A 24,274-nucleotide genomic window follows, 5' to 3' on the forward strand; every position below is an offset into this window, starting at 1 on the left:
AATGCAACCCGATAGGCGTGCAATCCGCGGTGGTCCCGTCTGGTAAGCCGGGTTATGCTCGGCCACGGTCGAAGCGCCTGAAAGGAACCCGAATGCGCCGTCTTGCCCTAATGTTGGTGTTGCTTCTGGCCGCGTGTGACACTCCGTCTTTGGTAGCGGTTCCAGCCGAGAACTGGAAGCCAAACTCAACGAGCAAGAAGGCCACGGCCCGCAGCTTTGAGCAGGTCGGGCGCGATGTTGCGATTGCTGCCGGAAAAGAGTGCCGCCGCCGTGCGCCCTCAAGCAATTGCGACTTCGTCGTATTGGTCGATCTGAACCCCAATGCACCTGCCAATGCATTCCAGACGCTGGATGATGATGGCCGTCCGCTGATTATCTTCACTCAACCGATGATCCGGTCGGCGCAAAACGCTGATGAGATCGCTTTTGTCATGAGCCACGAGGCTGCGCACCACGTTCTGGGCCATATCGCGCGGCAGGCGGCCAATGCGAAGGAAAGCGCGAAAATCTTCGGCGATCTCGCGCGAGAGCGGGGCGAGGATGCGGCAGGCATCGAACGGGCGCAGAAATTGGGGGCTCAGGTCGGCGTTCAAAACTACACGCAACAGTTTGAATTGGAGGCAGATCAGTTGGGCACGGTGATCACCCACTCGGCCGGGTATGATCCACTGGCCGGCATGATGTTCTTTCAGCGCATTCCCGATCCGGGTGACCGGTTCCTCGCCACGCATCCGCCCAACGCCAAACGGGTCGAGGCGGTCTTGCAAACAGCGCGTCAGTTGGGATTGCAGTAATGGCGGGTTTGACGCAGTTGGGCGTCGTCCTCAGTGATCGAGGATCAAAATACGCCGTGACGGGTGCGCAGGTTACCAGTCGGGCCGAAGTGGATGCCGTGCTCGCCGATCTGAAATCCGACAAAGCCTATGCCAAGGCCACGCATAACACCTGGGCGGCGATGCTGCCGACAGGAGCACTTAAGGCGGACGACGGGGAAACCGGCGCCGCGATGGTGATTTTGCGGATGATGGAACGGGCCGGGTTGTCGGACCACGTCATCATCGTAACCCGTTGGTATGGCGGTAAGAAACTTGGCGGTGACCGGTTTCGAAGGGTTCAGGACGCGACACGGGCCTATCTGGATCATTTGGGCCTTTGACCTGAGTCAAGGCGCGCTTGGCCGGATCGGATAGCTTTCCCAAAAGCGTGACAGGGAAAGGAAACCGCATGTCCCACCGCGAAACGCTCAAACGTCATGCCGGTCTTGTGGACGAGATGGCCACAACGCTGGGCGTAGACCTGCAGGAAGCCGCACTCGACGGTGCCTTGCGTATCGATGAAATATCAGAGGCCGTCCTGCGCTGTACAGGCTGCCCCAACCCCGGTCACTGCGAATCGTTTCTGGCAGAAACTCCGGCCGCGTCCCGAACCCCGGAATATTGCCGAAACCAGGAGTTGTTGCAACGGTTGATACCCTAGGCTCGGGGGCTGCCATGACACAGCTCGGTCAGGTGATGACACATCTCAGGTTAGTGCTGCGCATGGCACGCACGACCGGTACAGATTTGGTCGCAGCGCATCGTGATGGTCATCTGAGCCAGCAGGATTGGGCCGAGATGATTCAGCTTTGCCGCGGATGCGAATGGGCGTGTGATTGCCCGGACTGGATGGACGATAACGAAACCACAGAACGCGCGCCCTGCACCTGCCCGAACCGGGATCGGTTTACGGCGCTGAAGATCCGAGAGTCATAGGTGAGCAGATGCCACAGGTTCCATTGGGGGAAATCGAAACGCATTTCTGGCTAACACGCTCGGTCGCACGCTGTATGGGGGTATCTCTGACCGAAGCGATGGCCGAGGGCAAACTGAGCCCCGACGACTATGCCCAAATCGTAACGCGCTGCCGCGCCTCTGATTGCAGCGAGAAATGTCAGGTCTGGCTCGCAGCCCAGCAGTCTCGGGCCAAGGAAGCACCTGCGTTCTGCGCCAATTCGAAACCACTGAACGACCTGCTTTGATCGTCTTACAGTTTGGCGTGAGATCCGTCACACAGCGGTGGATTTGTGCTGTGTTTGCAGCCGCAGAAGAACAGTTTCTTGTCACTCTCAGCGGTGTATTTCATCGGCTCCAGCCCGGTATCCTTATGCGAGCCATCACAGAATGGCTGACGTTGGGATTTGCCGCACGCGCACCAGAAATAGGTTTTTCCCTTGGTTACTTCGATCGGAAAGGGACCTTTTTGGGCAATGATCGGCGCATCTGACATTTGGCGTCTCCGTTGTTGGCTGGTGTCAGAAACACAGTGTAGAGCGTGGAAATGAAAAGGATAGAGCACCAGTTCAGATCGTGGCCCCAGCGTCGTTCCGCCTTAATTCACAACCTCGTGATCGATTCGGTTGCCAGATCAGTAACTTGGTCTTATTCTGACACCGGCCCCGAAAAACTGGGCAATATCAGAAAAGTAATAGAGGATTGACGGACATGAAACTGAAATTTGCTGCCATCTGCGCTACAGCTGTTGTTCTGACTGCATGCTCGCAGCAGGAAGAGCCAACCCCGGTCTACATCCAGCCTGATTATGATAAGTACGGTACGCCCAGCTGTGCTGCAGGCTATGAACTGGCCACGACCGAAGCGGGCCAGACTGTCTGTAATCCGGTCACACAATAAAGCATCTGCAGGCGGTCCCTGTTGGGGCCGTCTGCATCCGTACCGCTTGGACCGCCGCATTCGAGGCGGTTTTTTCTTGCCTTTCCGCAGTCGCTGCTGAACCTGCGGTCACGAATTCCACCGGACGGACCTATGCGAAATTTCTTTACCCGCCTGAATGACCGCACCCGCTGGAGCTGGCAGGGCCTGTGCGCCACATGGCGTGACGAGTATTCCTTTCGAAGCTGGGGCTGGGCCAATCTGATCTCGGCCGCGCTTGCGTTTCTTCTGCCATTGGGCCCGACAGAACGGGCGCTGATTCTGATTATGGGTCTGCTGGTGCTGGTGGCCGAGCTGTTCAACACTGCCATTGAACGTGCTGTCGATCACACCTCAACCGATCACCACGCCCTTGCGGGACAGGCCAAAGACGCAGCCAGCGCGGCGGTTGCGTTGACCGCCATTGCGGCAGGCGTGGCATGGGTGTTCGCGCTGATCGGGTTGTTCTGAGCGTTCAGCCTGACGACTGCAGCCGCCCCCACAGATCATACTCGCCAGCTTCATCGACTTCGACCGAGACGATATCTCCGGGCTTCAGAGCCTCGAACCCTTCGTCTATAAACAGGTTCCCGTCAATCTCGGGCGCATCAGATTTGGTCCGGCAGGTTGCGGCTTCGTCATCGATCTCATCGACGATCACCTCAAGCTTCTGGCCAACCTTCGCCGCCAGTTTCGCCTCGGAAATCGCCTGTGCCTTCTCCATGAACCGGTCCCAGCGCTCTTGCTTTACCTCGGCAGGGACGTGATCCGGCAGGTCGTTCGACCTAGCACCGTCCACGTTTTCGTACTGGAAACAGCCGACGCGATCCAGTTGCGCCTCATCCATCCAGTCCAGCAGAGTTTGGAATTCAGCTTCGGTTTCGCCGGGATAACCGACGATGAAGGTCGAGCGTAGGGTGATGTCAGGGCAGGTGGCGCGCCACGCTGCAATTTCATCCAGCGTTTTTGCCCCCGCTGCGGGGCGGGCCATACGTTTCAGAACATCCGGGTGGGCATGTTGGAACGGAATGTCGAGATAGGGCAGCACATTGCAGCCCGCATCCGCCATCAGGGGAATCAAATCGCGCACATGCGGATAAGGGTAGACATAGTGCAGCCTTACCCAGGCGTCGAACTGCCCCAGCTCCCGTGCCAGATCGGTGATATGGCTGCGCACCTCGCGGTCTTTCCACGGGTTCATGTCATATTTGCGGTCCAGCCCGTAAGCCGAGGTGTCCTGCGAGATCACGAGCAATTCGCGCACGCCGTTGTCCACCAGTTTCTCGGCCTCGCGCAGCACCGCATGGGCTGGGCGACTGGCGAGCTTGCCGCGCATATCGGGAATGATGCAGAACTTGCATTTGTGGTTACAGCCCTCGGAAATCTTGAGATAGCTGTAATGGCGCGGCGTCAGCTTGACACCCGATGCGGGCAGCAGATCGACATAGGGGTTCGGGTCTGGCGGCACGGCGGCGTGGACCGCATCCAATACCTGTTCGTATTGATGAGGTCCGGTGACGGCCAAAATCCTTGGATGGTGTTCGCGGATATAGTCCGGCTCGGCCCCCAGACAGCCCGTCACGATAACCTTGCCGTTCTCAACCAGCGCTTCGCCGATGGCCTCCAGCGACTCGGCCTTGGCGCTGTCCAGAAACCCGCAGGTGTTCACAATCACGGCATCGGCGCCCGCATAATCCGGCGAAATGCCGTATCCTTCGGCCCGTAGCCGGGTCAGAATACGTTCACTGTCGACCAGAGCCTTGGGGCATCCCAAAGACACCATCCCAAGGGTGGGCTGACCCCGTCGCGGAGTATCAGTGATCTGTGCCGAAGGGGCCAGATCAGGGCGGAGGTTTGGTGGGTTCGTACTCATGGCCGGGCATATAGAGGGGAAAGCTTCCCCTTGCAAATATTGCCTGCACAGGGCTGACTTGAAACAGAGCAGATAAGCCGGAAAGGCAGACCCATGAAGTGGCTCATTCGTATCGTTTTCCTTTTGGTTGCGGCCTTCGGGCTGGTCATTGGCGCGTTGCTGCTGATGCCCGGTGACAAGCTGGCGACCATTCTGGCCGAGCAGGTCAAAGCGCAAACGGGTCGTGATTTGAAGCTGTCGGGCGATGTCCGGCTGTCTTTCTGGCCGGTTTTGGGGATGGAAACCGGGCCGGTTACCTTCGGCAATGCACCCTGGGCCGGGTCAGAGCCGATGCTCAGCGCGCAAAGTCTGGCCGTTGGGGTTGATGCCTCTGCGTTGCTGTCGGGGGATATCCGCATCAAGCGGGTGCTGGCCGACAGTCCGGTGCTGCGATTGGAGCGGTCGGAGGGGCGCGGGAACTGGGAACTGCATCAGGCTGACAATTCCTCCGGCACCAGTGGATCGGCGCAAGCTGCTGAAAGCCGACCGGTCACGTTGGAGAGGCTGGAGCTAACTGATGCCCGGCTGGTCTATGTCGAGGACGGCGCGATCAGCATGGATTTTGCCAATGTCGACCTGTCTGCGCGCTGGCCCGGCATCACCGACCCTATGGAGATGCAAGCCAGCATGCCCGTGCCTGGAGGTGCGGTAGAAGTCGACCTGACGATCCCCGACTTGCCTGCCTTTTCCAACGGGGTGGTGACACCACTTGAACTGAGCCTGACCGCTCCGGGCGGAGATGTTCAGTTCTCAGGCCGGGTGAATCTGGCTGGTGAAATGGATGGCAAGACCACAGTTACAGCGCGTGACACGCATAAGATGCTGGCTGCGTTCGGGCAGGGCGGTGTAACGGTACCCGAAGGCTTGGGGCGTGTGGCTTCGGTCTCGGGGCAGATGACCTATACCAGTGATGGCCGGATTTCCTTGCGCGATATGGTCACGATTCTGGATAGCAATCGGTTGGATGGCGAAGCAGACATCCAGATATCCGATCCGCCACAGATTACCGCGCGTCTGAAGGCCGGTGATCTCGATCTGTCGAAAGTGGCGGGAGAGGCGTCATCTGGTGGAGGGTCGGGTTCGGACGGATGGTCGAAACAACCGATCGATGCCTCGTTTCTGGCCCTGGCGAATGGAACAATCCGCTTGCAGGCCAGGTCAATTGCAGTGCCGGGTATGCGGTTGGGGCAAAGTGATCTGATGCTCAGCCTCGACCGCTCGCGCGCAGTTCTCAAGATGCAACCGGCTTCATTGTTTTCGGGCCAACTGAACGGTCAGGTCGTCGCCAACAACCGCAACGGCCTGTCGGTTGGCGGCAATCTGAAGGCTGACAATATCGATATCAAAGAGGCGTTGACCACGCTGGGGGATATAGAACGCCTATCCGGAACTGGCTCGGGCACGCTTGAGTTTTTGGGGGTTGGGCAGACCGAAGACCAGATCATGCGCTCGCTGAACGGCAAAGGCCGTATCGATGTGGGCAAAGGGGTAATCGCGGGGCTGGATCTTGACCGGCTGATGGGCCGCGGTGAGGGCGCGGGCGGTACGACTGTGTTCAACAGTCTGACGGCCAGTTTCACGATGCAAAACGGTGATCTGACGAATAACGATCTGCTGATGCAACTCGACAATTTTCGCGCGGATGGAGCGGGGCGCGTGGGTCTGGGCGCGCGTGACATTGATTATCTGTTCACACCCGTAGCCTTGCGGGCTAATTCGGGTCAGGGCATCTCAGTCCCGGTTCGGATCGTGGGGCCATGGAGCAACCCTTCGATCAAGCCGGATCTGAGCAAAGTCATCGAAGCCGCCGCCGAGGGCAAGATCAAAGAGCTGGAAGATGACGCCAAGAATAAGGTTCTACAAAAGGTTGGGGATGAGCTTGATACCACGATTACCGAAACCGGGCAGGTCGAGGATGCGTTGAAGAAGAAGCTTGAGGAGGAGGCCAAGAAAGGTCTTCTGAAGCTGCTTGGTGGGGATTAGCCGGGGGCGCACCACGCCCCCGTAAGATCAGATTGTCTGATCGTAGTCGCCAACGCCGGGTTCGGTGCGGATAACGGCGTCGATATCGGCAAAGATCGCGCGCATCTCGTCTTTGCTTTCACTGCTTTCACAAACCACGACAAGGTTCGGGGTGTTCGACGACGCGCGCACCAGCCCCCAGCTGCCATTGTCCAGAATGACCCGCGCGCCGTTGACGGTCACGACCTCTTTGATCGCACGACCGGCAAAGCTCTCACCCGCGTCGGCCTTGGCGACCAGTTTGTCGACCAACCGCTGCAGAATATCGTATTTCTCGGTATCAGCGGCGTACGGCGACATCGTAGGTGTGGACCACGTTTTGGGCAGCGCCTTGCGCAGGTCCGACATGCTCTGATCCGGATTGCGGTCCATCAGCTTGCAGATTTCCACGGCCACGCGCATTCCGCAGTCATATCCGCGCCCCACCGGTTCGGCCAGAAAGTAGTGACCCGATTTCTCAAACCCGGCCAGTGCGCCGATTTCCTTGACCCGGCGCTTCATATGGCTGTGCCCGGTTTTCCAGTAGTCGGCTTTCACCCCATGGGCCTGTAGCTCAGGATCACTGGCGAACAGTCCCGTCGATTTCACATCAGCCACAAAGGTCGATCCCGGATAGAGCTTGGCCAGATCGCGGGCCATGATGACACCGACTTTGTCAGCGAAAATCTCTTCGCCTTCGTCATCCACTACCCCGCATCGATCGCCATCCCCATCAAAGCCGAGCGCCAGATCAGCACCGCTGGCTTTGACCGTGTCGGCCATGTCATGCAGCATTTCCATGGCCTCGGGGTTCGGGTTGTAGTTGGGGAATGTGTAGTCCAGCTCTGTATGGCTCGGTACGACCTCGACACCAATGCGTTCAAAGATTTCGGGTGCAAAGGCGGCGGCGGTTCCATTGCCTGCGGCGCAAACGACCTTGAGCGGGCGGGACATTTTGAAGTCACCAATCAGATCGTCGATATAAGCCTCTTTCACGCCATCAACGAATTCATAGGACCCGCCTGCACGCGCAACGCCTTCGCCGTTCAGAACGATGTCGCGCAGTTCTGACATTTCGTCAGGACCATGGGTCAGGGGGCGGTCAAAGCCCATTTTGACGCCGGTCCAACCGTTTGGATTGTGGCTGGCCGTCACCATCGCCACCGCAGGCACATCCAGATGGAATTGTGCAAAATAGGCCATCGGGCTTAGCGCTGGGCCGATATCCTTGACCTGAATACCTGCCTGCATCAGCCCCACGATCAGCGCATTCTTGATCGACAGAGAATAGTCACGATAGTCATTGCCAACCGCAATCACCGGCTCGATCCCGCGCTTATGCATCTGGGTACCCAGACCCAGGCCAAGAGCGGTCATGCCCGGCAGGTTGATCTCATCGGGGTATTTCCACCGCGCATCGTATTCGCGAAAACCGGTCGGCTTGATCATCGGGTCGCGCAAGAAACTCCAGGTGTTCGGGATCACCTCGGCAAGGGGCTTGGTCATTACAAATCTCAATCGCTAAATTTGAATCGGGTTTTCTTTGGCGAGCGCATCAAAACGCATCAACGTGTCAATCAGATGGCTCATTTGATCCAGCGGAATCATGTTGGGGCCGTCTGATGGTGCATTGTCTGGGTCCTGATGCGTTTCGATGAACAAAGCGCCGACACCCAGCGAAACAGCAGCCCGCGCCATGACTGGAGCAAACTCACGCTGCCCGCCGGAAGAACCACCCTGACCACCTGGCTGTTGCACTGAATGGGTAGCATCCATGACCACTGGATACCCAGTTTTCGCCATCTGTGGCAGTGAGCGCATATCGGCCACCAGAGTGTTGTAGCCAAATGAGGTGCCACGTTCGGTTAGCAGGATATTCTGGTTACCGGTGCTTTCGATCTTGGTAACGATGTTGGGCATCTCCCACGGAGCCAGAAACTGGCCCTTTTTCACGTTTACCGCTTTGCCGGTATTGCCCGCAGCCAGCAGCATATCTGTCTGGCGGCACAGGAAAGCCGGAATCTGAAGGATATCGACTGCCTCAGCCGCGATTGCGCACTGGGCTTCGGTATGAACATCCGTCAAAACTGGAATGCCCATGGTCGTGCGGATATCATCCAGCACCTTCAAGCCCGCATCAATACCCATGCCGCGCTTTCCGGACAATGAGGTTCGATTGGCTTTGTCGTAGGAGGCCTTGAACACATATTGCGCGCCTGCGGCATCGCAGGCCTCTTTCATGGTGCCTGCGATCATCTGGGCGTGATCGGCGGTTTCAAGCTGGCAGGGGCCGGCGATAATGGTCAGCGGAAGATCGTTGCCAACCGTCAGGTCGGCGATTTTTATATGTTTCATGGGTCTTTACGAGGATACCTGTTCACGAAGGACCGACGCGGTAAGCGAGATCATCAGGTAGATACCAGCAAATAACAGGAAAGCCAAAATCGTATTTTCGAACTTGCGCGGATAGCTGGGTTCATCGCTGGGCACCGGGTTCACCGAGACGGTCAGATAGCGCACTTTACGGTTAGCCTCGGTCCGGGTCGCTTCCATTTGCTGCATAGCGGTTTGCAGCATCATATCCCGTGCGACCAGATCAGCCTGAGCCATCTGGATCCGCACGCTCAAACGCGCCAGCGAGTTTTCGCCTGCCGAGGCGTCCAGCATCTCGGCATTCAGTTCTTCGAGGACCACTTCGAGGCGCGCAATATCCGCGCGGACCCCATCAACCTTGGCTTGATTGGGGCGCAGATTGTCCAGCAAAGCCGCAAGTTGCAGTTCCTTGTCCTGCAACTCGAACTCGAACTGATCGATGCGCGCGCGCAGGCTTGCGATCACGCTTTGCGGATCGAGAATTGCGCCTTGCAGCTGAAGCTCGATCAAATCCTCCTGCGCCTGTCTGCGTGCGGCTTGCGCGGCTTCAAAGCTTTCTCGCGCATCGCGCATCTGGTCCTCACGCTTTTTCTCGGTCAGGCCATTGATGGTTTCCTCGGCGTAGGAGATGAGCCGTCTTGATAAATCCACCGAGATTTTAGGGCTCGGGGCCGCGACCTCCATGCGAATGATGCCATCGCTGGGGTCATAGCCGATCGTTATCATCCGTTTGTAGAGTTTGTAGGTTTCCTCGAGGCTTGCATCCGTAGATAGTCGTTGGATCGGGTCAATCCAATCCTGCTGGAATATCTCGGCAAAACCAGTATCTCTTTCAAGCCGCTCCAACGCATCTTTGGATTCCAGAAATTCCTGTGTGGCAACTGAATCCTGCGCCGTAGCAAACTGAGTGCCTGCAAGGAAACCTCCGAACGATGCACCTCCACCGTCGGCCTGCAAAATCGAAAACGCCGACGCGCTGGCATACATGGGCGTGGCCACGCGATAAAAGTAGAAGCCTACGATCAGTGTCGGCAACAGTACAAAGGCGGTCAGGCGCGCAAACAGCCCCATAAGTTTGCGACGACGACGGCGCGCAATGTCTTTCTGGATTTGACCAATCTCATACTCGCGCCGCTGAGTCGGGCTGAGTTCCGGGCCAGGCAGATTCTTCTGTGAGTCCTTCGCGGTCTGCGGCAGATGAATTTTGATGTTGTCCTTCGCTACGCTGCCGTCCTGTCCCGTTGTGTCAACAGCGGTCAGATCAAGCAGGTTGGCGCGCTGAAACGGATCAATTCCCTTTAGACGCAGCAGGCGAACCGCATCATAGTCTGAGGTTGCCGCCAGGCCGTTTTTTTGCGCAAGCCGTCTTGCGACGCGCAGTTGCCGTCCCGTCAGCCCTTCGCGTTTGATCGCGTCCAACTCGGTCCCGGGCTGGACATCATTCGCGGCTTCGGGCGGTTGCGTGGCCTCACGAATACGCGCCATAGCGTCGGCGCGTGCCTGTGGCGTCCCCTCACCGCTTGGAGTGCGGTCGGGATTGTATTTTCTAGCCTTGGGTTTGGTAGTCATAAAGCTGCTTCGCCTCTTCCAAGGTTTCAAACATATAGAGCTGACCATCCAGCAGAACCGCCGCCTGGCGCGCGAATTTCTCAAGCACTGCCGGGTTGTGCGAAACGATCACAAGCGTCGTGGTACGCAGTCTTTCCTGCAAGATGGCCCCGGCTTTCTTGTTGAATTCCACATCCGTTGTCGAGGGCATCCCCTCATCGATCAGATACATGTCGAAATCCAGAGCCAACATCAGCGCAAAGGTAAAACGCGCGCGCATCCCGGCCGAATAGGTGCCGAGCGGCTGGTTGAAATACTCCCCTAGATTGCACAGCCAACTGCAGTAGGCTTCGACATAGTCGGGGTCCATGCCGTAGATCTTGGCGATGTAGCGTGCGTTCTCAAGCGCTGACAGGCGCTTGGCCACCCCGCCAGTGAACCCCATCGGAAACGAAACACGGCAGTCACGCCGGATCACACCTTCGTCAGGTTTTTCCAGCCCGGCCATCATGTTGATCAACGTTGTTTTGCCGGTTCCATTCGGGGCCAGCACGCCCAGCGAAGTGCCAAGTTCAACCCGAAACGACACCTGATCCAGAATCACCTTGCGGCGGGTTCCGGTCCAGAAGGACTTGCTGACATTATCAAATTCCAGCATGCGCGGCCTGTAGATCGCTCGGGTTCTTGTCGGTTTGAAAGCGTTGGTGCTACCCATCCATGTTGGCCACATTATGTCGAAATATGAAACAAATGATCAATGCATATCCGGGGCTATGACGACGAAGTGTTGCAAGGGCTGGACGTGTTCGACCGCGCCTGTCTTGACCCGATGCAATTCGCAACGCCTGATGACCCCATGAGTTCATTGATCGAAGACATACGCGCATGTCGCCTTTGCGCGGACAAATTCGCCCAGACTGAAACCGCGCACCAGCCGCGCCCCGTGGTATGGTTCCGCCCCGGCGCACGTATCCTGATTGCAGGTCAGGCACCCGGCGCACGGGTTCATGAGTCGGGCCGCCCTTTTACCGATCCGTCGGGGGATCGCCTGCGCGAGTGGCTGGGGGTCGATGAGGCCACATTCTACGACCGCGACCGTGTGTCGATCGTACCGATGGCGTTTTGCTTTCCCGGATATAACGCGCGCAAGGCGGATCTTCCGCCCCCGCCGATCTGCGGAAAGACATGGCATGACAAGGTGATGGCGGCGCTGGGCGAGGTGCCATTGACAGTGCTGGTGGGCGGCCACGCGCATAAATACCATCTGGGGGCCAAGACGCCGGTAACCGAAACCGTCAGTCGCTGGCGGGACCATGCGCCGCGGGTCTTTGCCTTGCCTCATCCCTCGTGGCGCAATACGGGTTGGTTGAAGAAAAACCCGTGGTTCGAGGCCGATCTACTACCGGTTCTGCGCGCTCGGGTGCAAGAGGTGATGAATGGCTGAAACCACAGCGCTCGATGCCGCACATGCTGCGATGGAGGCGGCCCCGCAAGACGATGCGGCGCGTCTGCGGTTTTTTGAGCGACTTGCCGATAGCGAACTGTTCCTGATGCTGACCGAAGAAGCCCGTGACGAGAATATCTCGCCCGAGCTATTTGATGTCGCCGATGGACGCTTCGTGTTGGCCTTCGACCTTGAAGAACGTCTTGCGCGCTTTGCGGGTCGCCCCGTGCCATATGTTGCGCTGTCCGGTCGGGTTCTGTCGTCGATGCTTTCAGGGCAGGGGATCGGACTTGGGCTGAACCTCGAGGCCGCGCCCTCGTCGATGTTGATCCCGGCTGAGGCGTTGGCATGGTTGGCCGATACGTTGCAGCATGGTCCGGAAGAAGTGCAGCAGCAGTTGACCGAATTCAGCCCGCCTGCCGGTTTGCCCGACGTCTTGCTGACTGCGCTGGATACCAAACTGGCAACGGCCGCCGGGCTTGCTGCCGCAGCGTTTCTGGTGGCAACGAAGACTCAGGATGGCGGTCAGGGCCATCTGCTGGGCTTTGTCGCCGCAATTGACGGTGCGCAACCCGCACTAGCGCGTGCGGTTTCCGAGGCTCTGACGTTTTCCGGTATCGAAGCCGGGGCGCTGGATGTGGGTTTCTTTGCACCCGATGAGCCCGCCGTGGCGGCTCTGGCCAAGGTCGGGCTACGCTTTGATCTTCCGCAGCCTCAGGCCCCGAGCATGGAAAGGGCCGCTCCGGGATCTGATCCCGCACGGCCCCCGAGTCTCAAATAGTCATCCGGCTAATCAATCAGCTGGTGCCAGCTTGTCCTGCGTGCGAGTTTCGAAGTCGCTGGCGTCGTGGCGCTCGTGCAATTGCGTATGCGGCTCACCAAAGGCGCGGTTGACCATGCGGCCCCTCTGCACCGCAGGGCGTGCGTCGATTTCTTTGGCCCAACGCATGACGTTCTTGTAGCTCTCTACATCCAGGAACTCAGCCGCGTCATAAAGGCGGCCCAGAACCAGCTGCCCGTACCAGGGCCAAATCGCCATGTCTGCAATGGTATAGTCCTGGCCCGCGATATAGGGCTTGTCGGCCAGCTCCCGGTCGAGCACATCCAGCTGGCGTTTGGCCTCCATCGCAAAACGGTCGATCGGGTATTGCCATTTCTCGGGCGCATAAGCGTAGAAGTGTCCAAACCCACCGCCCAGATAGGGTGCGCTGCCCATTTGCCAGAACAGCCAGTTCATGACCTCGGTCCGCTCGGTCCCGCTTTCAGGCAGGAATGCTCCGAACTTTTCAGCCAGATGGAACAGGATCGAGGCGCTTTCGAACACGCGGATCGGAGTGTCGCCCGAGCGATCCCAAAGGGCCGGGATCTTCGAGTTCGGGTTGGCGCCGACAAATCCAGAGCTGAACTGGTCCCCTTCACCGATATTGATCAGCCAGGCATTATATTCAGCACCCTCTTGGCCCAGGGCCAGCAACTCCTCAAGCATAATGGTCACTTTGACGCCGTTTGGCGTGGCTAGAGAATACAGCTGCATCGGGTGCTTTCCGACCGGCAGATCCTTGTCATGGGTGGCTCCGGCGATGGGGCGATTGATGTTGGCAAAGCGCCCGCCGCTTTCGCTGTCCCAGGTCCAGACTTTCGGAGGGGTATAGGTGGATTGTTCGCTCATCTCGTGCCTTTCCTTCAGAACCGGCCTGCGCGGCCGCTGCACCCACAGCTAATATTGCAGAACTCAAAGTCCAACCCCGAACGTGGCACGAACTTTGTAACATTCGGCGTGGTTCGGCTCACAAAACGCCGTCTGATGTAACAGCGGCGCGAGGGGGTCTTCGCGCGGTGCGAAAATCGCCTATTGTCTGGTCAGACCCCACAAGTCGGGTTCCTGGAAACCGTAAGGACATAAGGACCAACCACATGAAACGCTTTGCGCTGAGCCTTGCAGCAACAATCGCCTTTGCCGTTCCCGCTTTTGCCGGAGATCAATATGTCGATGGCACCGGATTTGCCGTGTCGGGATATGACGTCGTTGCTTATCGCAGCCTTGATCAGGTCCCTGTCGGCCAATCGCAGCCCGAGGCCGTGCGTGGCCGCGCCGACATTACAGCAGAATACAACGGTGCGACCTGGGCATTCGCATCCGCGGAAAATCGCGATAAATTCTTGGAAAACCCAGCCTATTACGCGCCGCAATATGATGGCCACTGTGCTTATGGTGTGTCGAAAGGCGGTAAGGTTCCAGCCAACCCGAACCTGTGGCGGATCGTCGATGACAAGCTTTATCTGAACATCACCGACGTGGTCGTCGGCTTCTGGGAAGAGGATGTACCCGCTAACATCAACCTGGCCGAAGGCAACTGGCCCGGTATCGAATCCGATGCGGCTTCGTCCAGCGTGATCCCGAAATTCACTTCGGAAGGTCCGATCTCGAACTGATTGCTTACACTGAACATTAAAGCCCGACCGCCAAGGTCGGGCTTTTTTGTTTGGGCCGGTCTATCCGGCCAACTCAAATAAATCCCGCATGTGCTGATCCGCTTCAAAGCGTATCCTTACGCTCTTGGCGCCGGGAAACCTGCGCTCGCGGATGGGATCGGGGACAACGATTTCCCCAGAGCCCGAGCTTTTGGATTGAAATGACAGAATCTCGGTTTCGGCTTTTCTGCAACTGGTCAGAACCGAAGTCGGCAGCGCGACCCGGTTTGAACCTTCGCAAACCGAAGAGGTCACAAAATAGGTCAGATCGCGTCCGAAACAGCCGATTGCTTCCGGCACATGGTCCGACAGATCCACTTTGGGCTTCGTCACCTCATTCGTTTCGTTGTCGGATAGATCCGATAAGGCGCGTTCCGGGTTCAGCAGATCGCGGCAGGCTTCGATCTCATCCATGGCCAATTCGATCACGCGTTTTTTCAGGCGTGGTCTGCGTGGTATCGACGCACCAGACGGCCCTCTGCAGGTCAATCCCTCATTGCGCAGAAAATCATACGCCGCCTTGGCTCGAGAAAACTCGGCGTAATCCCCGCCGGTATGATCTGGATGATCATGGAAGGCGACACTGCGCCAGGCGTCACGAATCTCGTTTGCACTGGCGTTTTGCGACAGGCCCAAAACCTGCAAGGCTTCGGCCCGAGCCTTTATCTTGCTCACTGGCTCCATACTCAAATACTCGTTAAAACTACACTGACCCAAATTTGCCAATGGTCACTTTTTTGTCAAATTTTACCGGGTATTAGCGTGGGCCTGCGCAACAGTTATTGGGCCAGAGTTTCGATTGTCGCCGGTATCGTTTCCGCCCTGCAGATGAAAATACGCCCCAGCCCTATTTGTGGAACTGGGGCGCATCAAAATCACGCTACATTCTGCAATTCAGCCCGAGGTGTGATGCCCAATGCAAAGCAGACGTCGCGCGTAAGCTCCGGGCGATTGAGCGTGTAGAAATGCAGCTTGTCCACACCACCGTCGATCAGGTCCGAGCACAGTTCTGTGCAAAGTGCGGTTGCCAAAAGCTCCTCGCGATCATCGCGAACGGCTTTGTCAAAGGCATTCTCGACCCATTCAGGAATCCGGGTCCCGCAGCGCTGGGCAAAACGGCGCGCTCCGTTCCAGTTTTCGATTGGCAGAATGCCGGGCACGATGGGTTTGTCGATGCCAGCCTTTTCACAAGCGTCACGGAAGCGGAAGAACGTTTCAGCCTCAAAGAAGAATTGCGTCAGCGCCTCATCCGCGCCTGCATCCAGCTTTGCCTTCAACCAGTCCACATCCGCCCGCGCATCGCGGGCTTCGGGATGGATATCGGGATAGGCACCGACACGAATGCTGAACATTTCGGTTTCAGCCAGAGCTTCGATCAGTTCCACTGAATGGGCAAATCCATCGGGGTGCGGTGTGAACGCATCCTGACCTTTCGGAGGATCGCCCCGTAGTGCGACGATATTTTCGACACCGGCACGGGCAAACTTATCCGCGATCTCCAGCGTTTCCTGACGTGATGCATCGACACAGGTCAGATGCGCCGCGACCGGCAGTCCGGATGATTTGTGCAAGGTCGCCACGGCATCGCGGGTTAACTCGCGCGTCGTCCCGCCCGCGCCATAGGTGACCGAGACAAATCTGGGCTCCAGCGGGGCCAGTGTCTGGACCGTATCCCAAAGCCGGAATGAGGCCTCCAGCGTTTTGGGTGGAAAGAACTCGAATGAAATTTCAGGTTGGGTCATCACGGCCTCACAGGATCAATTGCGCCCCTTGTGCCATGCCGGTGGATGTGAGACAAACTCATATTGTTCAAGAACAACATGAGTTACGTGATATATGCATATTGAGTTTCGACATCTGCGGACCATCAAGGCCATCCACGAATGCGGTGGTCTGGCGCGGGCGGCTGATCAACTGAACATCACGCAATCCGCACTGAGCCATCAGATCAAGGGTCTGGAGGATCAAGCCGGGGTTGAGCTGTTTCTGCGCCGGTCGAAGCCGATGAAGCTGTCAGCGGCAGGTCTGCGTCTGCTGCGATTGGCGGAACAGATTCTGCCGCAGGTCGAGGCAATGCAGCACGAGTTTTCCTCGCTGCGCGACGGGCGCACGGGCCGTATGCATATCGCGATTGAATGCCATGCTTGTTTCGAATGGCTGTTTCCGGTGCTCGAGGCGTTCCGCAAGTCATGGCCAGATGTTGATGTGGATATTCGCCCAGGGCTGGCCTTCGACGCGCTGCCCGCCTTGCAGAAAGAAGAGGTCGATCTGGTGGTCTCTTCCGATCCTGAAGATCTGCCCGGCGTCGAATTTGTCGAGCTGTTTGACTATAATGCAGTTTTCGTCGCCGCCTCGTTTCACCCTCTGGCCGAAAAACCCTACATTGAAGCCGAGGATTTTCGTGGCCAGACCCTGATCACCTATCCGGTCGAGCGCACGCGTCTGGATGTGTTCAGCCAGTTGCTGATCCCGGCGCGAGTTGAACCGGCCTCAATCAGGCAGGTTGAACTGACCGCCGTTATCCTGTTGCTGGTCGCTTCGAACCGCGGCATTTCCGTGCTGCCGGACTGGGTGGTGCGCGAGGTCAAGTACAACTCCGACTATGTCACCCGTCCGCTGACCAAAGAAGGCATTACCCGCAGGCTCTATGCTGCGGTGCGCAGCGAAGACCTTGAAAAACCTTTTGTGCAGGAGCTGGTGAACCTGGCCCGGACCGAGGCGCGTGCGCTGCAATCGCAGTAGCGCCCGGTGCAGGGCAGCCATGCGTATCATTCCTCTTGGCAAGGGCGCATTGCGCCAGTATACGCGCGGCTTGACCGAACAGGAGCCTATGGAAAATGGTTGGCAGTGCAAATCTCAACATCATGATCAAAGCCGCGCGCAAAGCGGGGCGGTCTCTGGTCAAGGATTTTCGTGAAGTCGAGAACCTGCAGGTGTCGATGAAAGGCGCGGGCGACTTTGTGTCAAAAGCCGATATTGCGGCCGAGGCGATCCTGAAAGAGGAATTGCTGGGCGCACGCCCTACCTATGGCTGGCTGGCCGAAGAGGGTGGCGCGATTGGCGGCGAGGACCCGACCCGCCGCTGGATCGTCGACCCGCTGGACGGCACCACCAACTTCCTGCACGGGCTGCCCCATTGGGCGGTTTCAATCGCGCTGGAACACAAGGGCAAGATCGTGGCCGGGGTGATCTATGACGCCGCTAAGGACGAGATGTTCTTTGCCGAAAAGGGCGAAGGCGCCTGGATGAACGATATGCGCATCCGCGTCTCGGGCCGTCATCGCATGATCGAGTCGATCTTCTCGACCGGTTTGCCGTTCGGTGGCCGCTCGGACCTGCCTGCGACCCTGCAGGATCTGGCTCGCCTGATGCCTGCCTGCGCCGGTGTGCGCCGCTGGGGCGCTGCGGCGCTGGACATGGCCTATGTGGCCGCCGGTCGCTATGAAGGGTTCTGGGAACGTCGCCTGAACGCATGGGACGTGGCCGCCGGCATCATCATCGTGAAAGAGGCGGGCGGGTTTGTTCAGGCCCTGAACCCCGAAGGCAGCGTGCTTGAGGATGGCGAGGTGATCTGCGCCAACGAGCCGATCTTTGACAATTTCGCCAAGGTTATCCGGGGCTGATACCAACAACCCCGGTCTGTCGATCCTGGTGCGCGCGTCCGATCCGGGCGCGCGTTTTGGTTTAGAAGTCAACCTCGATCGCGATCCCCTGCTGGACGGCCAGATCAACGACCGCGCTTGCCACCGCAAGGTCCTGCAGTCCGACTCCGGTGCCGTCGAATAGGGTCACTTCATCATCCGACGCGCGCCCGGGATGGGTGCCGTTGATGACCTCTCCGATCTGACGGATATCGCCTTCGGCTTTGGTTCCGGCGGCCACCGCATGCTGACTTTCACCCAGCGTCACGGCCTGCGCGACCTCGTCGGTAAAGACGCTGGCGCGGGCGATCAGGTCGGTGGCGACCTCTTGCTTGCCGACCGTATCGGTGCCCATGCAGGCGATATGGGTGCCGTCCGAGACATGCTCGGACATCAGGCTTGGCGCGAAGGAGGAGGTGATGGTGACAATCACATCCGCTTGTACCATGCCGGGCAGGTCCACAGCCTCGAAAGGCAGACCAGCCTCAGCCGCGACCTTTTCGATGTTCGGCAGCATTTCGGGGTGCAGGTTCCAGCCGATGACCTTTTCGAACGGGCGCTGTTCCAACGCGGCGCGCAATTGGAATGTCGCCTGATGCCCTGCGCCAACCATGCCGATCACCTTGGCATCCTTACGCGCAAGGTGATTGATCGACACCGACGATGCTGCCGCTGTGCGCAGCGCCGTCAGAAGGTTACCCCCAACGATGGCGCGGACGCGGCCGGTATCGGGATCGAACAGAAACACGGTGGACTGATGATTTATCAGACCATGCGTTTCCAAATTGTTGGGCCAGTACCCCCCGGCCTTCAGGCCCAGGCTCATACCCGCGCGGTCAAACCCGCCTTTGAACCCATAGAGCGCATCCGCATGGCCAATGGCCTCGCGCACGACCGGGAAGTTGTAAGCATCACCAGCAGCCATCGCTGCAAACACCTGCTCAACCGCGCTATAGCTTTCCTTGCGACCCAGCAGAGCGCCGATTTCCTTTTCAGGAACGATGATCATCGCCTATGCCTTTCTTTCTGATGGCATCAAAAAGGGGCGGCACCCAAGCGCCGCCCTTTGTTGCTTTTTTCGACAGTTCAATAAGCCTTGCCGCGGGCCGACACTGGCCAGAGCGCCTCGACCTTGCCGCCGCGCACGCCCACATACCAGTCATGGACGTTGCAGGTCGGGTCGCAGTGGCCGGGCACCAGCCGCAGCTTGTCGTTAACCTTCAGCAGGCCGTCCGGGTCGCCGATCACGCCGTGTTCGTCCGAACATTTCAGGTATTCCACGTCATCGCGCCCATAGATGAATGGCAGGCCGCTATCGACGGACTGCGCCTTCAGGCCCGCATCGCAGATCGCTTTGTCCGCTTTGGCGTGGCTCATCACACTGGTCAGAATGAACAGGGCGTTTTCCCATTCACCCTGATCAATCCGCTTGCCTTCCTTGTCCAGAATGCGACCGTAATCGGCATCCATAAAGGCGTAAGACCCGCATTGCAGCTCGTTATAAACGCCTGAATTGCTTTCAAAATAATAAGAGCCAGTGCCGCCACCTGAGATCAATTCGCACTCGATCCCTTCGGCCTTCAACCCATCCACAGCATCCTTGACCATGGCGATGGCGGTATCGAGCTTCTCTTTGCGGGCCTCATACGTATCCAGATGCTGCATCGCACCCTGATATGCCTGAATGCCGGTAAATTTGAGATTTGGCGCGGCCTCGACCGCCTTGGCGATTTCGATCACGGCAGGGGTCGTGGTCACGCCACAGCGGCCCGCGCCGCAGTCGATCTCGACAAAGACTTCCAGTTCGGTGCCGTGTTTCACGGCAGCAGCAGACAGGTCAGCGACGTTTTGCACATCGTCGACGCAGACAATCGTGCGCGCGCCCAGTTTGGGCAGGCGCGCCAATCGGTCGATCTTGGCCGGGTCACGCACTTGGTTCGAGACCAGAATGTCTTTAATGCCTCCGCGCGCAAACACCTCGGCCTCGGACACTTTTTGGCAGCAGACGCCGACTGCGCCGCCCAGTTGTTCCTGTAGCTTCGCGACGTCCACGGATTTGTGCATCTTGCCGTGCACCCGGTGCCGCATACCATGCGCCTTGGCGTAGTCGCCCATCTTCTTGATGTTCCGCTCCAGCGCGTCCAGATCGAGGATCAGGCAAGGCGTCTGGATCTCGGATTCATCCATGCCAATCGCGGCAGGGATGTCGTAGCCAACTTCGAGTTGATCGATATTCATGGGTTTGTTCATCCTGTTTCTCCTTACCCTGTCAGCCAGGGCAGTTTGTCCAGATCCACGTTGCCGCCGGTGATGATCACGCCAACGCGCTTGCCGCGAAAGACCTCGGGGTTCTTGAGGATCGTCGCCAGAGGCACCGCCGAGGAGGGCTCCATTACCACCCGCAGGTATTTCCAGGTCAGCTTCATGGCCTCGATGATCTCAGCATCGGAGGCGGTAAAAATGTCGGTCACATTGTTGGATACAAAGTGCCAGGTGTTTTCCTTGAGCGGCACCAGCAATCCGTCGGCGATTGTTTTGGGCGCGTCATCCGCGATGATGTGCCCCGCCTTGAAAGAGCGATAAGCATCGTCTGCCTGCTCGGGCTCAGCCGCGTAGATCGCCGTGTCCGGCGCACGGTTCGAGACCGTCAGACAGGTGCCCGAAACCATGCCGCCGCCGCCAATTGGGGCGATCACGGCGTCTATGCCATCGGTTTGCTCCAGTATCTCCGCCGAGCAGGTGGCCTGACCAGCGATGACGCGTGGATCGTTGTAAGGGTGCACGAACTCTCCACCCGTCCGCGCCTGCACCTCGGCAAACGTCGCTTCTCGGGAGGAGGTGGAGGGCTCACATTCGGTGATCGTACCACCATAGCGACGCACGGCATCCTTCTTGGCTTGCGGTGCGGTGCGCGGCATGACCACGTTGCAGGGGATGCCGCGTCGACCAGCGGCATAGGATAACGACAGAGCGTGGTTGCCGCTAGAATGCGTGCAGACGCCTTTTGCGGCCATATCGTCACTCAGGCCAAACACGGCATTGCAGGCCCCCCGCACCTTGAACGCGCCCGCTTCCTGAAAGTTCTCGCATTTGAAGAACAGCTGGGCGCCGGTCAGGTCATTCAAATAGTCCGAGGTTATGATGGGCGTGCGGCGAATATAGGGTCTGATCCGGTCATGCGCGGCGCGCATGTCGTCGATGGTCAGATCGGCCGCCGGGATATGGTCCAACATCGTTTCCTCCTCAGGCTGCGGCTTTGGCGTGGCCCGTCGGACCGGTGCGATAATAGTCCTGCGCCGCGGCCACGCCGCTGCCCAGTTCGATCGGATAGTTCAGATCCGCCATCGCCATCTCGATTGCACCCAGACCGGACAGCACCATCACATCCGTTAGACTGCCCAGATGGCCGATGCGGAAGGCTTTGCCGTTCAACTCGCCCAGACCGATGCCAAAGGACACGCCATAGGTGTTGAACGCATGATCGGTCAACACGTTGCTGTCATAGCCTTCGGGCACATAAATCGCGCTGACAGTGTCCGAGTAGAGATCGGGCGACTGCGCGACCAGTTTCAACCCCCAGGCATCGACCGCGCGGCGGACGCCCTCGGCAAGTCTGTGGTGGCGGGCATAGACGTTTTCCAACCCTTCTTCGAACAGCATCTTCAGGCTTTCGCGCATGCCATAGATCAGCTGCAGCGGCGGCGTATAGGGAAATCCGCCCGACGCATTCGCGGCCATCATGTCGCGGAAATCGAAGAAAGTGCGGGGCAGTTTGGCGGTTTCCATCGCGTCCAGAGCCTTGGGGCTGACGCACAGGATCGCCATGCCCGTGGCCAGCATGAACCCTTTTTGCGAGCCAGAGACGGCGATGTCCACGCCCCAGCGGTCAAACTCAAACGGCATCGAGGCCAGAGAGCTGACGCAATCGACGAACATCATCGCCGGGTGGTCGGCCGCATCCATCGCTTTGCGCACCGCTTCGATGTCCGAGCGCACGCCGGTTGCCGTTTCGTTATGGGTGACCAGAACGGTCTTGATCTGATGCGATGTATCCGCTGCAAGCGCGGCCTCGAACTGATCGGCGGGTGCGCCGGTACCCCAGGGGCATTCGATGACCCGAACGTCCAGACCATGCCGCTGACACAGGTCGATCCAACGATGGCTGAACACGCCGTAACGTGCCACCAATACCGTGTCGCCGGGGCTGAGGGTGTTGGTGATCGCAGCCTCCCAGCCACCGGTGCCGCTGGCGGGGAAGGTGACGATCTCGCCATCGCTTGTGCCGAACACTTTCTTGGTATCCTCAAGCACCGGTGCAAATGTCTCGACAAAGTCCGGCGCGCGGTGGTCCTGAGTTTGCACCTGCATCGCAAGCCGCAGGCGATCAGGGATATTGGTCGGGCCGGGAATGAAGACCGGGTTCTGGTTTGACATGGCTCTTGTCCTTTGCTCTCGAACCAAGTGTCACCCGTGTTTCGCTTTTTTGCAATTTTCTTGAAAAATATTTTCATTATAGATAGATAAATGGCAAGCAACTGAAATGTAATAGGTTTCAGTTTCTCGAAATTGCGCTCGATAGACCGTTGGAAACGACCGCGTCCAAAAGATCGGAGAGATCAGCCGGAATGGAATCGCAGAAAAGACCTCGTGGCAGGCCGAAATCACTGTTCAAGGAAAGCTCGGCGGGAACCATGCAATCGCTCGACCGCGCGTTGGGCGTTCTTACTACGGTGGCGCGGCTCGAACGTTCGGCGCTCAGCGATCTTGCGCGTGAAGTGGAAGTTCCGACCGCGACCACCCATCGTATCCTTGTGACCCTGCAGAAACATGGGTTCGTCACCTTCGATGAAGAACGCCAGGAGTGGATGATCGGGATAGAGGCTTATCGCACCGGAGCTTCGTTCCTACGCCGCAACAGCGTACTTGAGATTGGCAGGCCGATCCTGCGGCGTTTGATGCAGGAAAGTGGTGAAACGGCCAATCTGGCCGTGCCGGATGGCGGACAGGTTGTGTTCGTTGGGCAGGTCGAGACTCAGAACCCGATCCGGGCGTTTTTTCCGCCCGGCGCGCGGACGCCCATGTATGCCTCGGGCACGGGCAAGGCGATTTTGGCCGCGATGCGCGAAGAGCGGTTAGGCAAATTGCTGGGGGCCAGCGCTCATATATCTTTTACAGCGAACACGAGGCTCCCTGAGACAGGTCTGATGGAGGATCTGGCCCTGACCCGGCAACGCGGCTGGTCCCATGATCATGAAGAGCGCTATGAAGGTATGTCCTGCATCGGCGCGGCCATTTTCGATGATCGAGGTGAACCTTGCGCGGGTATCTCGGTTTCTGGACCGACCGTGCGGTTCAGCAAGGCGCGTGCGCCGGAGCTGGGAGCGCTGGTCACCCATGCGGCAGAAGAGATCACGCGGCTGAGCGGTGGGCGGTTGCCAGAGTAAACAGCACTATTTGCGCGGCACTTTTGGAATGCGCGATTGCGACAGCTTGTACTCGTGTTCGGGGTGCGGCGGGTGGCCGTGTGTCCGACTCCAGAACTCGGTTCCGCCGCGCCTGAGCCAGAGCGGGACGCAGAGCACCAGCCCGACAAAGAACCCTCCGGTATGCGCCCAATAGGCGACGCCGCCTTCATCCGGATTGCTGGACAGGCTGCCGAAGAATTGCAGACCCAGCCAGACGCCCAGCATCACAAAGGCAGGGATCGTGAAAACGCGGAAATAGACGATCAGAATCAGCAGGATATCCACTCGGGCTTTTGGGAACAAAAGCAGATATCCCCCCATCACCCCGGCAATTGCTCCGGATGCGCCGATGGTCGGGACCACCGAATCCGAGGCTGAAATCACATGAATCAGGCCCGCCCCGATTCCCGCCAACAGATAGAATGCGAGAAACAGGAAGTGCCCCATTTCATCTTCGAGATTGTCGCCGAATATCCATAGAAACAGCATGTTTCCGGCCAGATGCATCCAGCCCCCATGCAGGAACATCGAGGTCACAAGCGTTTCCAGCGCAATACCGTCCGAGATGCGCGCGGGAATGACGGCATAGTCGAAATAAAACCGGTTGATCAGCCGCGCATCCTCCATGATCCCCACATAGCTGAGGAAGATCAGGATGTTGGCAGCCATCAGGGCGTAGACGACAAACGGAGTACGCCCCGAAGGGTTATGGTCACGGATCGGAAACATGG

The 24,274-nt window shown here is 58.4% G+C and carries 28 protein-coding genes; 14 read left to right on the forward strand and 14 right to left on the reverse strand.

Annotated elements, in window-relative coordinates:
- Nucleotides 1-92: 92 nt before the first annotated feature.
- The 5 genes from ACR0IV_RS00400 (at nt 93) to ACR0IV_RS00420 (ending at nt 2,017) form a co-directional block, all read left to right on the forward strand.
- Complete coding sequence (locus ACR0IV_RS00400) at nt 93-794, forward strand: M48 family metallopeptidase (RefSeq protein ID WP_480658451.1); 702 nt, start codon at nt 93-95, stop codon at nt 792-794.
- The gene (locus ACR0IV_RS00405) at nt 794-1,156 is read left to right on the forward strand and encodes a YigZ family protein (protein WP_480658450.1); all 363 of its coding nucleotides are present in this window, start codon (nt 794-796) and stop codon (nt 1,154-1,156) included. Before ACR0IV_RS00400 ends, ACR0IV_RS00405 begins: the two co-directional genes overlap by 1 nt.
- 68 nt (nt 1,157-1,224) lie before the next feature.
- Entirely contained in the window at nt 1,225-1,476 is a 252-nt protein-coding gene (locus tag ACR0IV_RS00410) for a DUF6455 family protein (protein WP_480470520.1), read from the forward strand.
- Between the two features lie 14 nt (nt 1,477-1,490).
- Entirely contained in the window at nt 1,491-1,751 is a 261-nt protein-coding gene (locus ACR0IV_RS00415) for a DUF6455 family protein (RefSeq protein WP_480658448.1), read from the forward strand.
- Nucleotides 1,752-1,759: 8 nt separating this feature from the next.
- A complete protein-coding gene (locus ACR0IV_RS00420; protein ID WP_480658446.1) occupies nt 1,760-2,017 on the forward strand; it encodes a DUF6455 family protein in 258 nt (85 codons plus the stop codon).
- A 5-nt stretch (nt 2,018-2,022) separates the two neighbouring features.
- On the opposite strand, the gene ACR0IV_RS00425 is transcribed toward ACR0IV_RS00420, so the two are convergent.
- Complete coding sequence (locus tag ACR0IV_RS00425) at nt 2,023-2,265, reverse strand: CDGSH iron-sulfur domain-containing protein (RefSeq protein WP_480658444.1); 243 nt, start codon at nt 2,263-2,265, stop codon at nt 2,023-2,025.
- Between the two features lie 215 nt (nt 2,266-2,480).
- On the opposite strand from ACR0IV_RS00425, the gene ACR0IV_RS00430 reads away from it, so the two are divergent.
- Nucleotides 2,481-2,669, forward strand: coding sequence for a hypothetical protein (locus tag ACR0IV_RS00430; protein WP_480470516.1), 189 nt, complete (start codon nt 2,481-2,483; stop codon nt 2,667-2,669).
- A 132-nt stretch (nt 2,670-2,801) separates the two neighbouring features.
- Nucleotides 2,802-3,158: a diacylglycerol kinase gene (locus tag ACR0IV_RS00435; RefSeq protein ID WP_480658443.1), complete on the forward strand. Its 357-nt coding sequence runs from the start codon at nt 2,802-2,804 to the stop codon at nt 3,156-3,158.
- A gap of 4 nt (nt 3,159-3,162) precedes the next feature.
- Here the strand turns inward: ACR0IV_RS00435 and rimO are convergent, their stop codons facing one another.
- The gene (gene rimO / locus ACR0IV_RS00440) at nt 3,163-4,560 is read right to left on the reverse strand and encodes a 30S ribosomal protein S12 methylthiotransferase RimO (protein WP_480658442.1); all 1,398 of its coding nucleotides are present in this window, start codon (nt 4,558-4,560) and stop codon (nt 3,163-3,165) included.
- Between the two features lie 93 nt (nt 4,561-4,653).
- On the opposite strand from rimO, the gene ACR0IV_RS00445 reads away from it, so the two are divergent.
- Nucleotides 4,654-6,582: an AsmA family protein gene (locus ACR0IV_RS00445; RefSeq protein WP_480658440.1), complete on the forward strand. Its 1,929-nt coding sequence runs from the start codon at nt 4,654-4,656 to the stop codon at nt 6,580-6,582.
- A gap of 27 nt (nt 6,583-6,609) precedes the next feature.
- Here ACR0IV_RS00445 and ACR0IV_RS00450 read toward each other — a convergent pair whose 3' ends face one another.
- Genes ACR0IV_RS00450 through ACR0IV_RS00465 form a run of 4 tightly spaced genes read right to left on the reverse strand, consistent with a single transcriptional unit; the run spans nt 6,610 to nt 11,179 of the window.
- Nucleotides 6,610-8,106, reverse strand: coding sequence for a phosphomannomutase/phosphoglucomutase (locus tag ACR0IV_RS00450; protein ID WP_480658438.1), 1,497 nt, complete (start codon nt 8,104-8,106; stop codon nt 6,610-6,612).
- 15 nt (nt 8,107-8,121) lie between these two features.
- A complete protein-coding gene (gene kdsA, locus ACR0IV_RS00455; protein ID WP_480470511.1) occupies nt 8,122-8,955 on the reverse strand; it encodes a 3-deoxy-8-phosphooctulonate synthase in 834 nt (277 codons plus the stop codon).
- A gap of 6 nt (nt 8,956-8,961) precedes the next feature.
- A complete protein-coding gene (locus ACR0IV_RS00460; RefSeq protein ID WP_480658437.1) occupies nt 8,962-10,542 on the reverse strand; it encodes a KpsE/RkpR family capsule polysaccharide export protein in 1,581 nt (526 codons plus the stop codon).
- The gene (locus tag ACR0IV_RS00465; RefSeq protein WP_480470509.1) at nt 10,520-11,179 is read right to left on the reverse strand and encodes an ABC transporter ATP-binding protein; all 660 of its coding nucleotides are present in this window, start codon (nt 11,177-11,179) and stop codon (nt 10,520-10,522) included. The genes ACR0IV_RS00460 and ACR0IV_RS00465 overlap by 23 nt, the downstream gene beginning before the upstream one ends.
- Before the next feature lie 198 nt (nt 11,180-11,377).
- On the opposite strand from ACR0IV_RS00465, the gene ACR0IV_RS00470 reads away from it, so the two are divergent.
- Nucleotides 11,378-11,965, forward strand: coding sequence for a uracil-DNA glycosylase family protein (locus ACR0IV_RS00470; RefSeq protein WP_480658586.1), 588 nt, complete (start codon nt 11,378-11,380; stop codon nt 11,963-11,965).
- A complete protein-coding gene (locus tag ACR0IV_RS00475) occupies nt 11,958-12,746 on the forward strand; it encodes an SseB family protein (protein ID WP_480658436.1) in 789 nt (262 codons plus the stop codon). The genes ACR0IV_RS00470 and ACR0IV_RS00475 overlap by 8 nt, the downstream gene beginning before the upstream one ends.
- Nucleotides 12,747-12,758: 12 nt before the next feature.
- Here ACR0IV_RS00475 and yghU read toward each other — a convergent pair whose 3' ends face one another.
- Entirely contained in the window at nt 12,759-13,634 is an 876-nt protein-coding gene (gene yghU / locus ACR0IV_RS00480; RefSeq protein WP_480470507.1) for a glutathione-dependent disulfide-bond oxidoreductase, read from the reverse strand.
- 245 nt (nt 13,635-13,879) lie between these two features.
- Here yghU and ACR0IV_RS00485 point away from each other — a divergent pair, with 245 nt between their 5' ends.
- Nucleotides 13,880-14,398, forward strand: a complete 519-nt coding sequence (locus tag ACR0IV_RS00485) for a YHS domain-containing (seleno)protein (RefSeq protein ID WP_480658434.1) — start codon at nt 13,880-13,882, stop codon at nt 14,396-14,398.
- 60 nt (nt 14,399-14,458) lie between these two features.
- On the opposite strand, the gene ACR0IV_RS00490 is transcribed toward ACR0IV_RS00485, so the two are convergent.
- Together ACR0IV_RS00490 and metF are read right to left on the reverse strand one after the other, a co-directional pair.
- A complete protein-coding gene (locus ACR0IV_RS00490; RefSeq protein ID WP_480658433.1) occupies nt 14,459-15,121 on the reverse strand; it encodes a J domain-containing protein in 663 nt (220 codons plus the stop codon).
- Between the two features lie 191 nt (nt 15,122-15,312).
- Nucleotides 15,313-16,179, reverse strand: a complete 867-nt coding sequence (metF, locus tag ACR0IV_RS00495) for a methylenetetrahydrofolate reductase [NAD(P)H] (RefSeq protein WP_480658432.1) — start codon at nt 16,177-16,179, stop codon at nt 15,313-15,315.
- A gap of 94 nt (nt 16,180-16,273) precedes the next feature.
- Here metF and ACR0IV_RS00500 point away from each other — a divergent pair, with 94 nt between their 5' ends.
- A complete protein-coding gene (locus ACR0IV_RS00500) occupies nt 16,274-17,179 on the forward strand; it encodes a LysR family transcriptional regulator (protein WP_480658431.1) in 906 nt (301 codons plus the stop codon).
- A gap of 95 nt (nt 17,180-17,274) precedes the next feature.
- On the forward strand, nt 17,275-18,060 hold the full coding sequence (locus ACR0IV_RS00505) for an inositol monophosphatase family protein (RefSeq protein WP_480658429.1): 786 nt from the start codon (nt 17,275-17,277) through the stop codon (nt 18,058-18,060).
- A gap of 61 nt (nt 18,061-18,121) precedes the next feature.
- Here ACR0IV_RS00505 and bhcD read toward each other — a convergent pair whose 3' ends face one another.
- The 4 genes from bhcD to bhcA all read right to left on the reverse strand — a co-directional run bounded on the left by bhcD (nt 18,122) and on the right by bhcA (nt 22,512).
- A complete protein-coding gene (gene bhcD, locus ACR0IV_RS00510; protein ID WP_480658427.1) occupies nt 18,122-19,087 on the reverse strand; it encodes an iminosuccinate reductase BhcD in 966 nt (321 codons plus the stop codon).
- A gap of 77 nt (nt 19,088-19,164) precedes the next feature.
- Nucleotides 19,165-20,328 (reverse strand): 3-hydroxy-D-aspartate aldolase BhcC, encoded by a 1,164-nt coding sequence (gene bhcC / locus ACR0IV_RS00515; protein ID WP_480658426.1) that lies wholly within the window; start codon nt 20,326-20,328, stop codon nt 19,165-19,167.
- Nucleotides 20,329-20,339: 11 nt separating this feature from the next.
- Nucleotides 20,340-21,311 carry a beta-hydroxyaspartate dehydratase BhcB gene (bhcB, locus tag ACR0IV_RS00520; RefSeq protein WP_480658425.1) on the reverse strand — a complete coding sequence of 324 codons (972 nt, stop codon included), beginning with the start codon at nt 21,309-21,311 and terminating at the stop codon, nt 20,340-20,342.
- A gap of 10 nt (nt 21,312-21,321) precedes the next feature.
- A complete protein-coding gene (bhcA, locus tag ACR0IV_RS00525) occupies nt 21,322-22,512 on the reverse strand; it encodes an L-aspartate--glyoxylate aminotransferase BhcA (protein WP_480470498.1) in 1,191 nt (396 codons plus the stop codon).
- Nucleotides 22,513-22,703: 191 nt separating this feature from the next.
- Between bhcA and ACR0IV_RS00530 the strand changes: the two genes are divergently transcribed.
- The gene (locus tag ACR0IV_RS00530; RefSeq protein WP_480658424.1) at nt 22,704-23,522 is read left to right on the forward strand and encodes an IclR family transcriptional regulator; all 819 of its coding nucleotides are present in this window, start codon (nt 22,704-22,706) and stop codon (nt 23,520-23,522) included.
- 6 nt (nt 23,523-23,528) lie between these two features.
- On the opposite strand, the gene ACR0IV_RS00535 is transcribed toward ACR0IV_RS00530, so the two are convergent.
- The gene (locus ACR0IV_RS00535) at nt 23,529-24,272 is read right to left on the reverse strand and encodes a rhomboid family intramembrane serine protease (protein WP_480658423.1); all 744 of its coding nucleotides are present in this window, start codon (nt 24,270-24,272) and stop codon (nt 23,529-23,531) included.
- Between the last annotated feature and the right edge of the window lie 2 nt (nt 24,273-24,274).

The organism is Ruegeria sp. C2, from assembly GCF_056537765.1.

Bases quoted from the DNA above. Each gene is read 5' to 3' on its own strand.
- ACR0IV_RS00500 (WP_480658431.1), top strand. From the start codon at position 16,274: ATGCATATTGAGTTTCGACATCTGCGGACCATCAAGGCCATCCACGAA.
- ACR0IV_RS00405 (WP_480658450.1), top strand. From the start codon at position 794: ATGGCGGGTTTGACGCAGTTGGGCGTCGTCCTCAGTGATCGAGGATCA.
- bhcB (WP_480658425.1), bottom strand. From the start codon at position 21,311: ATGTTGGACCATATCCCGGCGGCCGATCTGACCATCGACGACATGCGC.
- ACR0IV_RS00430 (WP_480470516.1), top strand. From the start codon at position 2,481: ATGAAACTGAAATTTGCTGCCATCTGCGCTACAGCTGTTGTTCTGACT.
- ACR0IV_RS00535 (WP_480658423.1), bottom strand. From the start codon at position 24,272: ATGTTTCCGATCCGTGACCATAACCCTTCGGGGCGTACTCCGTTTGTC.
- yghU (WP_480470507.1), bottom strand. From the start codon at position 13,634: ATGAGCGAACAATCCACCTATACCCCTCCGAAAGTCTGGACCTGGGAC.
- bhcD (WP_480658427.1), bottom strand. From the start codon at position 19,087: ATGATCATCGTTCCTGAAAAGGAAATCGGCGCTCTGCTGGGTCGCAAG.
- ACR0IV_RS00460 (WP_480658437.1), bottom strand. From the start codon at position 10,542: ATGACTACCAAACCCAAGGCTAGAAAATACAATCCCGACCGCACTCCA.
- kdsA (WP_480470511.1), bottom strand. From the start codon at position 8,955: ATGAAACATATAAAAATCGCCGACCTGACGGTTGGCAACGATCTTCCG.
- ACR0IV_RS00475 (WP_480658436.1), top strand. From the start codon at position 11,958: ATGGCTGAAACCACAGCGCTCGATGCCGCACATGCTGCGATGGAGGCG.
- bhcC (WP_480658426.1), bottom strand. From the start codon at position 20,328: ATGAACAAACCCATGAATATCGATCAACTCGAAGTTGGCTACGACATC.
- ACR0IV_RS00485 (WP_480658434.1), top strand. From the start codon at position 13,880: ATGAAACGCTTTGCGCTGAGCCTTGCAGCAACAATCGCCTTTGCCGTT.
- ACR0IV_RS00410 (WP_480470520.1), top strand. From the start codon at position 1,225: ATGTCCCACCGCGAAACGCTCAAACGTCATGCCGGTCTTGTGGACGAG.
- ACR0IV_RS00415 (WP_480658448.1), top strand. From the start codon at position 1,491: ATGACACAGCTCGGTCAGGTGATGACACATCTCAGGTTAGTGCTGCGC.
- ACR0IV_RS00465 (WP_480470509.1), bottom strand. From the start codon at position 11,179: ATGCTGGAATTTGATAATGTCAGCAAGTCCTTCTGGACCGGAACCCGC.
- ACR0IV_RS00420 (WP_480658446.1), top strand. From the start codon at position 1,760: ATGCCACAGGTTCCATTGGGGGAAATCGAAACGCATTTCTGGCTAACA.
- ACR0IV_RS00470 (WP_480658586.1), top strand. From the start codon at position 11,378: ATGAGTTCATTGATCGAAGACATACGCGCATGTCGCCTTTGCGCGGAC.
- ACR0IV_RS00425 (WP_480658444.1), bottom strand. From the start codon at position 2,265: ATGTCAGATGCGCCGATCATTGCCCAAAAAGGTCCCTTTCCGATCGAA.
- ACR0IV_RS00490 (WP_480658433.1), bottom strand. From the start codon at position 15,121: ATGGAGCCAGTGAGCAAGATAAAGGCTCGGGCCGAAGCCTTGCAGGTT.
- ACR0IV_RS00530 (WP_480658424.1), top strand. From the start codon at position 22,704: ATGGAATCGCAGAAAAGACCTCGTGGCAGGCCGAAATCACTGTTCAAG.
- ACR0IV_RS00505 (WP_480658429.1), top strand. From the start codon at position 17,275: ATGGTTGGCAGTGCAAATCTCAACATCATGATCAAAGCCGCGCGCAAA.
- ACR0IV_RS00435 (WP_480658443.1), top strand. From the start codon at position 2,802: ATGCGAAATTTCTTTACCCGCCTGAATGACCGCACCCGCTGGAGCTGG.
- ACR0IV_RS00400 (WP_480658451.1), top strand. From the start codon at position 93: ATGCGCCGTCTTGCCCTAATGTTGGTGTTGCTTCTGGCCGCGTGTGAC.
- bhcA (WP_480470498.1), bottom strand. From the start codon at position 22,512: ATGTCAAACCAGAACCCGGTCTTCATTCCCGGCCCGACCAATATCCCT.
- ACR0IV_RS00445 (WP_480658440.1), top strand. From the start codon at position 4,654: ATGAAGTGGCTCATTCGTATCGTTTTCCTTTTGGTTGCGGCCTTCGGG.
- ACR0IV_RS00450 (WP_480658438.1), bottom strand. From the start codon at position 8,106: ATGACCAAGCCCCTTGCCGAGGTGATCCCGAACACCTGGAGTTTCTTG.
- metF (WP_480658432.1), bottom strand. From the start codon at position 16,179: ATGACCCAACCTGAAATTTCATTCGAGTTCTTTCCACCCAAAACGCTG.
- rimO (WP_480658442.1), bottom strand. From the start codon at position 4,560: ATGAGTACGAACCCACCAAACCTCCGCCCTGATCTGGCCCCTTCGGCA.